At 70.6% G+C, this 12538-nt stretch carries 10 protein-coding genes; 3 read left to right on the forward strand and 7 right to left on the reverse strand.

Annotated elements, in window-relative coordinates; genetic code table 11:
• Positions 1–2: 2 nt before the first annotated feature.
• The 5 genes from ACYVIP_RS22530 to ACYVIP_RS22550 form a co-directional block, all read right to left on the reverse strand.
• On the reverse strand, positions 3–1283 hold the full coding sequence (locus ACYVIP_RS22530) for a sensor histidine kinase (RefSeq protein WP_460399436.1): 1281 nt from the start codon (positions 1281–1283) through the stop codon (positions 3–5).
• A gap of 10 nt (positions 1284–1293) precedes the next feature.
• Complete coding sequence (locus ACYVIP_RS22535; protein WP_460399438.1) at positions 1294–2034, reverse strand: ABC transporter permease; 741 nt, start codon at positions 2032–2034, stop codon at positions 1294–1296.
• A gap of 9 nt (positions 2035–2043) precedes the next feature.
• The gene (locus ACYVIP_RS22540; RefSeq protein WP_460399440.1) at positions 2044–2952 is read right to left on the reverse strand and encodes an ABC transporter ATP-binding protein; all 909 of its coding nucleotides are present in this window, start codon (positions 2950–2952) and stop codon (positions 2044–2046) included.
• Between the two features lie 107 nt (positions 2953–3059).
• Positions 3060–3581, reverse strand: a complete 522-nt coding sequence (locus ACYVIP_RS22545) for a ribonuclease FAU-1 family protein (protein ID WP_460399442.1) — start codon at positions 3579–3581, stop codon at positions 3060–3062.
• A gap of 134 nt (positions 3582–3715) precedes the next feature.
• The gene (locus tag ACYVIP_RS22550; protein ID WP_460399444.1) at positions 3716–4252 is read right to left on the reverse strand and encodes a DUF402 domain-containing protein; all 537 of its coding nucleotides are present in this window, start codon (positions 4250–4252) and stop codon (positions 3716–3718) included.
• Between the two features lie 100 nt (positions 4253–4352).
• Between ACYVIP_RS22550 and uvrB the strand changes: the two genes are divergently transcribed.
• Positions 4353–6494 carry an excinuclease ABC subunit UvrB gene (uvrB, locus tag ACYVIP_RS22555; protein ID WP_460399674.1) on the forward strand — a complete coding sequence of 714 codons (2142 nt, stop codon included), beginning with the start codon at positions 4353–4355 and terminating at the stop codon, positions 6492–6494.
• A gap of 59 nt (positions 6495–6553) precedes the next feature.
• Positions 6554–8707, forward strand: coding sequence for a hypothetical protein (locus ACYVIP_RS22560; RefSeq protein WP_460399446.1), 2154 nt, complete (start codon positions 6554–6556; stop codon positions 8705–8707).
• Here ACYVIP_RS22560 and ACYVIP_RS22565 read toward each other — a convergent pair whose 3' ends face one another.
• Both ACYVIP_RS22565 and ACYVIP_RS22570 read right to left on the reverse strand, forming a co-directional pair.
• Complete coding sequence (locus tag ACYVIP_RS22565; RefSeq protein ID WP_460399448.1) at positions 8708–10861, reverse strand: MFS transporter; 2154 nt, start codon at positions 10859–10861, stop codon at positions 8708–8710. It lies immediately after the preceding gene.
• Positions 10862–11368: 507 nt separating this feature from the next.
• A complete protein-coding gene (locus ACYVIP_RS22570; protein WP_460399451.1) occupies positions 11369–11527 on the reverse strand; it encodes a hypothetical protein in 159 nt (52 codons plus the stop codon).
• Positions 11528–11700: 173 nt separating this feature from the next.
• Here ACYVIP_RS22570 and ACYVIP_RS22575 point away from each other — a divergent pair, with 173 nt between their 5' ends.
• Positions 11701–12534 (forward strand): crotonase/enoyl-CoA hydratase family protein, encoded by an 834-nt coding sequence (locus ACYVIP_RS22575; protein ID WP_460399453.1) that lies wholly within the window; start codon positions 11701–11703, stop codon positions 12532–12534.
• Positions 12535–12538 lie beyond the last annotated feature (4 nt).

The raw sequence follows: 12538 nt of genomic DNA on the forward strand, positions 1-12538 counted from the left end.
GGTCACGTGAGCCCCTCCGCCGGGATGGCGGGCACGGCCGCGGACACCGCGGTCCCACCGCCGGGCTCGGACTCGATCTCCAACCGGCCGGCCAGCCGCTGCACCCGCTGACGCATGCCGGTCAGCCCGAACCCCCCGGTCGTGGTGGCGGCGGGGCGCTTGCCGTTCGGCGGGGCGAACCCGACGCCGTCGTCGCGCACGTCGAGGGTCACCAGGTCCTCCATGTACGACAACGTCAGGCCGACCCGGCTCGCCCTGGCGTGCTTGGCCACGTTGGCCAGCGCCTCCTGCGCCGCGCGCAGCAGGGTGACCTCGACGTCCGGGTGCATCGGCCGGGCGTCGCCGGTGGTGGTGAGCACCGCCTGCACGTCGTTGGCCGACGCCCACCTGGCCACCACCTCGTGGATCGCCTCGGGCAGCCTGGCCGACTCCAGCGCGGCCGGCTCGACCGCGTGCACCGTGCGGCGGGCCTCGGCGAGGCTGTCCCTGGCGAGGGTGGCCGCGGTGTCCACGTGCCGCCGCCACACCGCGGGCTCCGCGCCGGCCAGCTCGGCGGCCTGCAGCTGGGTGATGATCCCGGCCAGTCCCTGGGCCAGGGTGTCGTGGATCTCCCTGGCCATCCGCTGCCGCTCGTCGAGGATGCCGGCCTCCCTGGCCTGCACCAGCAGTTGGGCGTGCAGGCCGGCGTTCTCCTCCAGCGCCGTCTCCAGCTTGGCGTTGGCCTCCGCGAGCTCGGCCATCGCCTGCTTCTGCCGCCGGGCTCGGTCGTGGTTGTGGACGTCGATCAGGCACATCGTGCCGGCCAGCCCCATGTTGAACAGCACCACCAGCACCCAGACCCACCAGGTGTCCTGGTCGATGTTGTCCACGCCGCCGACATGGCTGGTGCCCGACAGCAGTGCGGTGGCCCCGACGCCGACGAACCGCCACCGGCCGACCAGGGTCTCCATCGAGTGGAGATAGCCGAGGAAGGCGAGGATGCCGAACCAGGGCGTGATCACCACCAGCGCGCCACAGATCAGCAGGAAGCCGGTGACGTAGCCGGCCATCAACCGCCGCCGGGACCGCCACTGGGGATGGGCGGCGTAGAACCAGACCATCCACGCGGTGACCAGGCAGACCAGCGGAATGATCGCCGCCGACCGGTTCGGCATGCCCCACATCGGTTGGGCCAGGGCGATGCCGGTCGAGACAATGACCAGTAGGAAGGGGATGGCGCGCAGCGTGGTCCGTTCCCGGTGCTCCCACCGTTCGAGCTCGGCCGCCAGCTCTGCCTCGGACATGCCTACCTACTCACTGCCAGCGGAATAATCGAGCGGCCAGCCCACCGGTCAGCACCGCCCAGCCCACCATAACGAGCAGATGCAGTGGCTGCGGCCACTGACCCGCCGCGGTGTCGGCCATCGCCGCCACGATGGGGCCGATGGGGCTGAAGTCGCTGATCGTGCGCAACAGCTCGCTCATGCTCTCCCGGGGCGCCCACAGCCCGCCGAGGAACATCAACGGGAAGAACAGGATCGAGCCGAGCGCGCCGGCGCCGCTGCTGGTCGGGGCGACCGAGGCGACGAGCAGGCCGAGGCCGAGCAGCGACCCCAGGCTGAACAGGTAGACCAGGGCGAAGCCGGGGATGTTGGCCGGCAGCGGGACGTCGAAGGCCAGGCGGCCGATGACCAGCACCGCGACCAGCGCGACCAGCGCCAGCACGGTGCACATCAGCAGTTGGGCCACGAGCAGCGCGGCGGGGCGGACCGGGGTGGTCGCCAGCCGGCGCAGGATGCCCTTCTCCCGGTAGCCGCTGAAGATCTGGGGCAGTACGGACAGCGCGAGCAGGCTCATCGCCATCGTGATGACGATCGGCGAGTACAGGTCGATGGGCCGCGCGCCGCCCATGTCCGCGCTCGGCTCCCGGAACGAGGGCACCAGCCCGAGGATGGTCAGCAGCACCGGGGGGAGCAGGACCGCGAAGAACACGATGATCGGCTCGCGCAGGATGAGCTTCGTCTCGGTCGTGGTCAGTCGGTAGATCGCGTGCACGCTGGTCTCCTAGTTCTCGAGCTTGCGGCCGGTGAGCGCGACGAACGCGTCGTCCAGCGTGGTCTGCTCGACCCGCAGGTCGGCGGCGATGACCTGGTTGCGGGCGAGCACGGAGGTGACCGCGTACAGCACGTTGCCGGTGCCGGTCACCACCAGCTGGGCGCCGACCCGCTCCACGGCGGTCACCTCGGGCAGCGCGGTGAGCTCCCGGTGGTCGATCGGCGCGGAGGGCTTGAACCGGATGCGTTGCGCGTCGTCGACCGTGGAGATCAGGCCGGCGGGACTGTCGACGGCGACCACCCGGCCGGCGTCGATCAGCGCGAGCCGGTCACAGAGCCGCTCAGCCTCCTCCATGAAGTGGGTGACCAGCACGATCGTGACGCCGCGGTGGCGGATGGTCTCGATCAGGTCCCAGACGTCGCGCCGTGCCTGCGGGTCCAGGCCGGTGGTCAGCTCGTCGAGCACGGCCACCTCGGGGCTGCCGACCAGCGCGAGGGCGATCGAGAGCCGTTGCTTCTGTCCGCCGGAGAGCCTGCGGAACTGCGCGTTGACCTTGTCCGCCAGCCCGAGGATCGCCAGTAGCTCGCGCCAGTCGGCCGGGGCGCGGTAGAAGGAGCTGTACAGCTCCATGGCCTCGCGCACGGTGAGCTTGTCCGGCAGGTGGCTTTCCTGCAGCTGTGCGCCGAGCCGCTGTCTGAGCTCACCGTCGTCGCGTCCGGGGTCGATGCCGCAGACCCGGATCTGGCCGCCGTCGGGGGTGCGCAGTCCCTCGACGCACTCGACGGTCGTGGTCTTGCCGGCGCCGTTGGGGCCGAGGATGCCGAAGATCTCCCCGGGTTCCACCGCGAACGACACACCGTCGACGGCGGTGTGCTCGCCGTACCGTTTGACGAGGTCGGTCACCTCGATGATTGCCATACCGGAAGCCTGCCGGCGGCGTGCCGGTGGCGAATCGGTCAGCGGGACAGCCTTGGGCGTGGCTCAGGTGGGTGACCGGATCAACCGATCGGTTGATCCACGATCGGTCAGAAGGGTGGCCAGACGTCGAAGATGTGCTTGTGCGCGAGCCAGGCCGACAGGTCGTGGCGCAGCCGGCTGAACTCCTCCAGCGTCTTGTGCACCGTGCACAGCGCGAGGTCGGCGTCCTCGACCATCAGCACCCGGCCGGCGACCGCGGCGGCGAACTCCTCGCAGCGCACGATCCGCGCCGTGGTGCCGCCCGGCGCGGCCAGGCCGAGCAACAGGTCGGTGGTCCGCCAGTAGCGGCCGTCGCTGGTCGCCCGGACCGCGGTCAGCTCGCTCGGATTCGGCTTGGCGTGGCGGGATCGTGGGCGATGGTGGGTGAGCCGCAGGTTCAGCTCCGGCAGCAGCCAGGTGACCTCGGCGTCGTGGAACGGATCCTCCGGCGTCGGGCACTCGGTGCGCAGGCCCCAGCGTTCGACCTGGCAGGTGCGCAGCCGTCGCGTGCTGCCGGTGGAGACGTAGTTTCGCGACGACGTGAAGGTGTCGACGATGTCGACGAGCTGGGGGGTGATCGTCGTGCCCACGGGTCCAGAGCGTAGTCGCCGGCATGCGTTCGGTAACCCGTGGGTTTGATTCGTTATGTCACGACTCGTGAGCAAAAGGATACCGATTAGGTGAACATTAGACACGATCGTGTCAAATGTCTTGACTGGCAGTTCTAGCGATCGTCCCAGGTCAACGCGATCTTGAAGGCGCTGGCGACCCACGCCTCGACGTCATAGCCCGCCGCGGCGATGCCGTCCACCGCGGCGAAGGTCCGCGCGAACGCGCGCTGGGTGGTGGCGTCGTCGAGCAGCCCGTCGACCCTGGCGGCGAGCACCTCGTCGGTGTCGAGCACCCGCAGGTCCCTGCGGTCGCGGACGAGCACGTCCAGGTACAGGTCCACGGTGCGCCAGACCGGTCCCTGCTCGATGCCGCCTGTCTCGATGTCCACGATGTCGATGTCCACGATGTCGATGTACACGTCGTGGTCGAGTTTTCGGCCGGGGTGCGCGAGCCAGCGGCCGATCCGCAGGCCGGCCGCCGGCAGCAGCCAGGAGCGGAAGTAGGCGATGTCGGGATGGCCCTCCAGCGGGCGCGCCAGGTACAGGCCGAAGTCGGTCAGCTCGTAGCGGTCGACGGCCCGGACGATCCCCTTGGGGTCGGTGTTGGTCCGGCTGGCGACATCGAAGAGTTCGATCTTGGGCGGGTGCACCAGATCAGCCTGACATGTCCCCCTCAACGGTGGCCAGACCCCAATTGACCTGGGCAAACCAGTTCTGTCGGTGCTCGGGCGTAATCTCGTTCCCGTGGCAATGGTGATGGCGAACTCCGAGTTCCGGCCCATCGGTGACATCCCCCGCACCGATGGCAGGTTCCGCATGGTCAGCGACTACTCGCCGGCCGGCGACCAACCGGTGGCGATCGACGACCTGCAGCGGCGCGTCGAGGCAGGCGAGAAGGACATCGTGCTGCTCGGCGCCACCGGCACGGGCAAGTCCGCGACCACGGCCTGGCTGATCGAGCGCTTACAGCGACCGACGCTGCTGATCGCGCCGAACAAGACGCTGGCCGCCCAGCTGGCCAACGAGCTGCGCGGGTTCTTCCCGGACAACGCGGTGGAGTACTTCGTCAGCTACTACGACTACTACCAACCAGAGGCCTACGTCCCGCAGACCGACACCTACATCGAGAAGGACTCCTCGATCAACGAGGACGTCGAACGCCTGCGGCACTCGGCCACCTGGAGCCTGCTGTCGCGGCGCGATGTCATCGTGGTCGCGTCGGTGTCCTGCATCTACGGCCTCGGCAGCCCGCAGGAGTACCTCGACCGCACGATCGCGCTGGCCGTCGGCGAGGAGGTCGACCGGGACACGCTGCTGCGCGCACTGGTCGACACCCAGTACACCCGCAACGACGTGGCGTTCGGCCGCGGCACCTTCCGCGTGCGGGGTGACACGGTCGAGATCATCCCCGCCTACGAGGAACTGGCCGTGCGCATCGAGTTCTTCGGCGACGAGATCGAGGCGCTCTACTACCTGCACCCGCTCACCGGCGACATCGTCAAACAGGTCGAGAAGGTGCGGATCTCCCCGGCCACGCACTACGTCGCGGGTCCCGAGCGGCTGGAACGGGCCATCACCGGCATCGAGTCGGAGCTGGAGCAACAGCTGGCCAAGCTCGAGAAACAGGGCAAGCTGCTCGAGGCCCAGCGGCTGCGGATGCGCACCAGCTACGACATCGAGATGATGCGCCAGGTCGGCTTCTGCTCGGGCATCGAGAACTACTCGCGGCACATCGACTGGCGCGCGGAGGGCACCGCCCCGGCCACGCTGCTCGACTACTTCCCCGAGGACTTCCTGCTGGTCATCGACGAGTCCCACGTGACGGTGCCGCAGGTCGGCGGCATGTACGAGGGCGACATGTCCCGCAAACGGACCCTGGTCGACCACGGCTTCCGGCTGCCGAGCGCGATGGACAACCGGCCGCTGACCTGGGAGGAGTTCCAGGACCGCATCGGCCAGACGCTGTACCTGTCGGCCACCCCCGGCCCCTACGAGATGGGCCAGACGGCCGGCGAGTTCGTCGAGCAGGTCATCCGCCCGACCGGGCTGATCGACCCGGAGGTCATCGTCAAGCCGACCGAGGGCCAGATCGACGACCTGGTGCACGAGATCCGGGTCCGCGCGGAGCGCGACGAGCGCGTCCTGGTGACCACGTTGACCAAGAAGATGGCCGAGGACCTGACCGACTACCTGCTCGAGCTGGGCGTCCGGGTGCGCTATCTGCACTCCGAGGTGGACACCCTGCGGCGGGTCGAGCTGCTGCGCCAGCTGCGGCTGGGCGAGTACGACGTGCTGGTGGGCATCAACCTGCTGCGCGAGGGGCTCGACCTGCCGGAGGTGTCGCTGGTGTCCATCCTGGACGCGGACAAGGAGGGCTTCCTGCGCTCCGGCACGAGCCTCGTGCAGACCATCGGCCGCGCGGCGCGCAACGTGTCCGGCCAGGTCCACATGTACGCCGACCGCATCACCGACTCGATGAAACACGCCATCGACGAGACCAACCGCAGACGTGCCAAGCAGATCGCGTACAACGAGGAACGCGGCCTCGATCCGCAGCCGCTGCGCAAGAAGATCGCCGACATCCTCGACCGGGTCTACAACGAGGCCGACGACTCCGACACCGAGGCCGTTCCCATCGGCGGATCCGGCCGCAACGCCTCCCGCGGCCGCCGAGCGGCGGGGGAGCCGGGCGGCCGCTCGTCGGGCGTGTACGTCAAGGAGAACGTCGGCTCGATGGCGCGCGCGGAGCTGGCCGACCTGGTGCAGCAGCTGACCGACCAGATGATGAACGCCGCCAGGGACCTGCAGTTCGAGCTGGCGGCCAGGCTGCGCGACGAGATCGCCGATCTGAAGAAGGAACTACGGGGGATGGATGCCGCTGGAGTGAAGTAACCAGGGCGAACGTGCTCGTTTCCGGTATCTCGCGAGGCCCGTTCGTCTAGAAATAGCCCATGACCTCGGACACGCGGGACCGGCAGGACGCGCCGGCGGCCGCCATCGTCACGGTGCTCGCGGCCTTCGTCGTCGGGGTGGGCGCGGTCGGCGCCTCCTCGGTGCTGTCCTCGGCGGCGTTGCGGGTGTTGCTGGCGCTCGCGCTGATCGGGGTCGGCTGGGCGGTGACCACGCTGGCGAGCGACCGGTCCGATTCGGCGGCCTCGGTGCTCGGCGAGCGGGTGCTGCGCGGTATCGGCACGTCGCTGGTCGTGCTCGGTGCCTACCTGCTCGGGCTCGCGGTGCTGACGGCGTCGGTGCCCGACGAGCTCGGTGAGTCCGGCCCGTCGGCGGTCACCGTCGTGCTGCTGGTCTACGGCATCCCGGCGCTGGCACTGCTGGCGGTGGTGACCACGAGGATGCGGGTGTGGGCGGTCGGCGTTGGCGTGATCCTGCCGATGCTGCTCGCCCTGCTGCTCGGGGTGGCCGAGGTGGGCCCGGACGCGGTGTCGATCACGATGCTGGTCCTCAGCACCGTGCTCACCGCGATCGTGCTGCGTGCCCCGGCGGTGTCCAGCTGGGGCGACGTGGCCTCGGCGGCCGCGGCGATGTCGGCGTCCTTCGCCTTCGGCGCGGGCACGTCCCCGTTCGGCTCCCTCGGCACGACCCAGTTCGGCGGCACGGCGACGGTCGACGGTGCCGGACTGACCGGTGGCGCGCAGGCTGTGGTGACCGGCCTCGCGCTGGTGGTCGGCGTCGTGTTGCTGGTGCTGGCGGTGCTGCGGCGCGACCTGGCGAGCGGCGTGCTGGTGGGCTCGATGTTCGCGATGCCACCGGTACTGATGCAGCTCGGTATGACGATGGGCACCTGGCAGCGAAGCACCCAGGTGGCGCTGATCGCCGTCCCGGCGCTGGTGGCGCTGATCGCCATGGTGGCGTTGCGGTCCTACCGTTTCCGCCGCGTGCTGGTGTCCTTACCGCGAGCCCTGCGCGAGCCCGCGCCGCACACCTCACCGAGCCCAGCCACCGCCACCCAGACCGGCCCGGCCGACGGTTCCCCGCTCCCAGCGAACACCCCCGACGACCAAAATCCCGTCCCTGGCTCCGCTGGTTCGGGCACCGAACCAGCTCTCGGCTCGGCCGCCGGTCCAGTCACCGAGTCGGGCACCGGCCCCGCCGCCATCTCCGACGCCGTGACCGCGGCCGCGTTCGCGGTGGTCCTCGCCGCCGCCGCGGTGGTGTTCGTCGTGCTGGCGATGCCCGTGCTGTCCTGGGACATGCGGCTGCAGGGCGTGGTCGCGCTGCTGGTCCTGGTCGGTGTCGGCGCCCTCGCCCACTGGCTGCCGGGCACGGCCGGCGCGGCGGCCGCGGTCGTCGCGCTGCTCGGGTTGGCGCTCGCCTCGCCATGGGCTCGCCTGCTCACCTCGGGCGTCGTCGGCATCGACTCCGGTGCGCTGGTCGTCATCGGCGTCCTCGACCTGGTCGCCGCCTGCGCGCTGGTCTGGTTGCTGGTCCGCCGCCACCGCCGGACCAGCGTCGTCGCGGCCTCGGCCTACCTGCTGCTCGGCTCGATGGCCGCCTTCCTCGGCTCGCTGCTGTACGCCCCCGTCGTCCGCGGCGGGCCGGGGGCCCAGTACCTCAGCGACTGGCAGCCGGTGCTGATCGTCGCGTTGCCGTTGCTGCTGCTCGCGATCCCGGCGGCGGTCCTCGCGTTCGGCCGGTGGGCGTCGGCCAGTCAGGCGGTCGGTGCGGTCGTCCTGGCCGCGGGCGGGTTCCTGCCGATGAAGGTGCTCTCCGGCGAGTTCGTCGACGGCGACGCCGGGTACGCGTTGCAGGCATCGCTGTCACCGCTGACCCCGACCGACTGGCTGGGGGCCTCGTTCGCGCTGCGGACGGTCACCGGCCCCGTGCTCGTCGCGGTGATCGCCCTGGTGCTGGTCGGGTTCGTGCTCGTGGCCTCGTTGGCCGGCCGGCCGTTCGCGCCGCTCGCGGCCGCCGTGTCCCTGCTGCTGCTCGCCGCGGTGCAGGCATCGCTGCTCACCGCGCTGTCGGAGTGGTCGGCCGACGAGGCGGAGACCCTCGGCTGGGCACTCGGAGCGGGCGCACTGGCGGCCGCCCTGATCGCGGTGATCGTCGGCGGCCGAGCGGCCAGGCGCGGCGTCCCCATGGCCTGACTACAGCAGGACGCCAGCCTGCAGTCGGGTGATGGCGTCATCCACCTTCGGCCCGATGGCGGCCTGCGGGTTCTTCATCCAGTCCAACGCGACCACCAGCAACGTGCCAAGCAGAGCCCCGACGGCGTGCCGCACGTCCGGGTCGTCCGGCTCCCGGCCCAGCCGGCGCGCGCTCAGCTCGGACATCACGTCCAGCCCTCGGGTGATGTTGGGCAACGACGCCGCCCACAGCTCCGGCACCCCCAGCGTCAGGATCCCGCGCCCGCGCTCGGTGTCGAGCTGCGATGGCGTCATCGACGCGAACGACTCGAGCATGGCGTTGCGCCAGGCGTCCAGCAGCCGCAGCTCCGGCGGCTGCGCCTCGAACGCGGCGAAGATCACCGGGTCGACCAGGTCGGTGGTGACCAGGTCCTCCTTGGTGGGGAAGTAGCGGAACACCGTGCTCGGCGAGACCTCCGCGACCTCCGCGATCTGCTCGATCGTGGTGGCCGCGAAGCCCTGCTCGCGGAACAGCCGCACCGCGTGTTCCTGAATGGCGGCCCTGGTGCGCGCCTTCTTCCGTTCGCGCAGCCCACCCGCCGCCTTCCGCGCGGCCTCAGCGCTGGGTTCGGACGCCGGCTTCATGGCCCGATTCTGCTTGGTTGACGGCCGTGACGGCGACCCGGGGGCCCGCGCGGGCAGGTACAACAGCGTCAGCAGCACCCCGAGCACGGACACGCCGAGCGAGACCCACAGCATCCGGTCGAGCCCGTCGACGAACGCGCTCCGCACGCCGAGCAGCAGGTCGGGTGAGCCGAGCCGGTCGGCGACCTCGACCCCCGCGTAGACGCTGTCCCGCACCACGTCGGCGAGTTCGCCCGGCAGGCCGGTGACGTCGAGCCGGGCGGTGTAGCCGGAGTTCAGCACGCTGCCGAGGATGGCCGCGGCCAGCGGGCTGCCGAGCTTCTGCATGGCCTGGTTGAGTGCCGAGGCGACGCCGGCGCGTTCGGCGTCGATGGTGGCCAGCGCGGCCGAGGACGCCGTGGCCAGCGCCAGCCCGGCCCCGAGCCCGCCGATCGAGGTCCACGCCGCGGCGAGTCCGTACCCGGTGGTGGCCGTGGTCGCGGTGGCCAGCAGCAACGCCGCGCTCATGATCACGAACCCGGCGGTGACGGTGATCTTGGCACCGAGCCGGACGGCCACCCGGTCGGCCAGCCCCGCGCCGACCATCATCCCGCCGAGCAGCGGGAGCAGCCGGACGCCGCTGCCCATCGCGTCCGTGCCGAGCACGGCCTGGAAGTACTGCGGGGCGGTGAACATCAGCCCGAAGAAGGCGAAGGTGCCCAGCCCGGCGATGATCGTCCCCCAGGTGAACCGCGCCGAGGTGAACAGCGAGAGGTCCACCAGCGTGGCGCCGGGCCGACGGCGGTCCAGGGCGCGCTCCCAGCGGGCGAAGGCGACCAGGATGACCACGCCGCCGAGCATGCTGCCCAGCGCGGCGCCCGACCCCCAGCCGTTCCGCCCGGCCTCGACCACGCCGAAGGTCAGTACGCCGAGCCCGATACTCGACATGCCGATGCCGACCGGGTCGAGCGCCGGCCGCCGCTCGCTGCGGGACTCGGGGAGCAACACCGAGACCGCGATCAGCGCGAGCACGATGATCGGCAGGTTCATCAGGAAGACCCAGCCCCACCAGAAGTTGGCGAGCAGCCAGCCGCCGACGATCGGGCCGAGCGGCAGCGCGAGAAAGTTGGCGGCCGCCCAGATGCCGATCGCCCGCGGTCGTTCCGCCGGCGTGAACATCACCGCGAGCCCGCTCAGCACCAGCGGCACGACGAACGCCGCCCCGAGCCCGAGCACGGCCTGCGCGGTGATGAACATGCCCGGCGTGGTGGCGGTCGCGGCGAGGACCGAGCCACCCGCGTACACGACAAGGGCGATGAGCAGCACCTTCTTGCGCCCGAACCGGTCGCCGAGCAGGCCGCCGGGGAGCACGCCCGCGGCCAGCACGAGCGTGTAGGCGGAGACGAACCACTGGAGTTCGGCGGCAGAGGCGTCCAGCGCCGGTGCCAGCGTCGGCAGCGCGACGCTCAGGATCGTCGCCGGCAGCGCCACCGCGAGGACGACCAGGCTGAGCGCCCCCAGCGCCCACCATCGCCGCGAGCCAGAGTTCACCACGACTCCCACCCCATTTCGATAGTTAACTACCAAATGAAAGTACGCTCGCAATTTGTACTTGACTACCTTTTGGGGTCGACCGTGAGCTGAATCGCACCTGGCCGCGTTGGGGGTGTTGTGGCACAGCCGAGAGATCGCTTCGGTCGCGCGGGACGCTCATGGCGAGGTCGCGGACCTCGTCTCCGGCAAGCGCCGGTGAGTAGTTGCCGGTCGGCCGCGCGCGCCGGGACTCTCGAACTCGTTTGTCCGGAATGTCGGACCGGCATGCCTGAAGCGATAGGGCCGCGCGTCCGTCGAACGCGACGTACGCGGTGTTGGCACCGGGGTGCGCGAAGCGGTGGGGACCGCGCGTGTCCGGAGCGTCGGGCTCGGGTGGTGGCAGGGTTGGGCTCGCCCGCACCGAGCGGTGGACTGGCGCGCCCGAGAGGGTGGACCGCGTGTCCGGAGCGTCGGACTCGCGTGTCACGAGCGTTGGACTCGCGGGGTTTTGGGGGTGGGGTGGGGTTATTCGGCCCGGTGGCGGCGTCTGGGGGGTGGGCTGGGGGGTTTGGGACTGGCTGGCTCCTCTGGCGAGGGTGCCGGGGCGTCCGGCTCGGCCCGCTGGGCCATCTCGCGCAGCAGTTCGTCGAAGATCGGCGTCGACGTCACGTCGTCCAGTGACATGCCTGCCCTCCTTGATCGTGAGAAACGGACCGTAATGGTCGATCCGGTTCAGCGTGCCAAACCGCCGCCGACACGATTGGGGGACCTCTTCCCGCTGGTCCGCGACACTACGTGTACAGAAAGTTCGGTCCACGGAGTGGCCGCTCCGGCACTGACTGGGTGAGGATGGGCCCATGACCACCACGCTGGACGATCTTGTCTCGATGAAAGTGGACATCGCGGACAAGATCGCTGAGGTAACGCTGCTCGGTCCCGGCAAGGGCAACGCCATGGGCCCCGACTTCTGGCGCGAGCTCCCGCTGGTGTTCGACACGCTCGACACCGACCAGCGGATCCACGCGATCGTGCTGACCGGCAGCGGCGCCAACTTCTCCTACGGCCTCGACCTGCCGGCGATGATGCCCAGCTGGGCCCCGCTGCTCGCCGGCGACGCCCTCGCCGCGCCGCGCACCAACTTCCACGACGAGATCCGCCAACTACAACTGGCCGTCACCTCGATCGCCGCCTGCCGCAAGCCCGTGATCGCCGCCATCGCCGGCTGGTGTGTCGGCGGCGGCGTGGACGTGATCGCCGCCGCCGACATCCGGCTGGCCAGCGCCGACGCCCGGTTCAGCGTGCGCGAGGTCAAGGTCGCGATCGTCGCCGATCTCGGCAGCCTGCAACGCCTTGGCGGGATCGTCGGCGAGGGCCACCTGCGCGAGCTGGCGTTCACCGGCCGCGACGTGGACGCCGCCCGCGCCGAGCGGATCGGTCTGGTCAACGACGTCTACCCCGACCAGCAGGCCCTGCTCACCGCCGCCCGCGAACTGGCGGGCGACATCGCCGCGAACCCACCACTGGTCGTCCAGGGCGTCAAGGACGTGCTCGGCCAGCACCGTGAGCAGCGGGTCGCCGACGGTCTGCGGTACGTGGCGGCGTGGAACGCGGCGTTCCTGCCCAGCGAGGACCTCGGCGAGGCCGCGCGCGCGTTCCTCGAACGCCGCGCCCCCGAGTTCCGCGGCAAGTGATCAG

Source organism: Actinophytocola sediminis, assembly GCF_054779715.1.

Excerpts from the sequence above, each read along its gene's own strand:
- ACYVIP_RS22530 (WP_460399436.1), bottom strand. The coding sequence starts at position 1,283 with ATGTCCGAGGCAGAGCTGGCGGCCGAGCTCGAACGGTGGGAGCACCGG.
- ACYVIP_RS22540 (WP_460399440.1), bottom strand. The coding sequence starts at position 2,952 with ATGGCAATCATCGAGGTGACCGACCTCGTCAAACGGTACGGCGAGCAC.
- uvrB (WP_460399674.1), top strand. The coding sequence starts at position 4,353 with ATGGTGATGGCGAACTCCGAGTTCCGGCCCATCGGTGACATCCCCCGC.
- ACYVIP_RS22560 (WP_460399446.1), top strand. The coding sequence starts at position 6,554 with ATGACCTCGGACACGCGGGACCGGCAGGACGCGCCGGCGGCCGCCATC.
- ACYVIP_RS22570 (WP_460399451.1), bottom strand. The coding sequence starts at position 11,527 with ATGTCACTGGACGACGTGACGTCGACGCCGATCTTCGACGAACTGCTG.
- ACYVIP_RS22575 (WP_460399453.1), top strand. The coding sequence starts at position 11,701 with ATGACCACCACGCTGGACGATCTTGTCTCGATGAAAGTGGACATCGCG.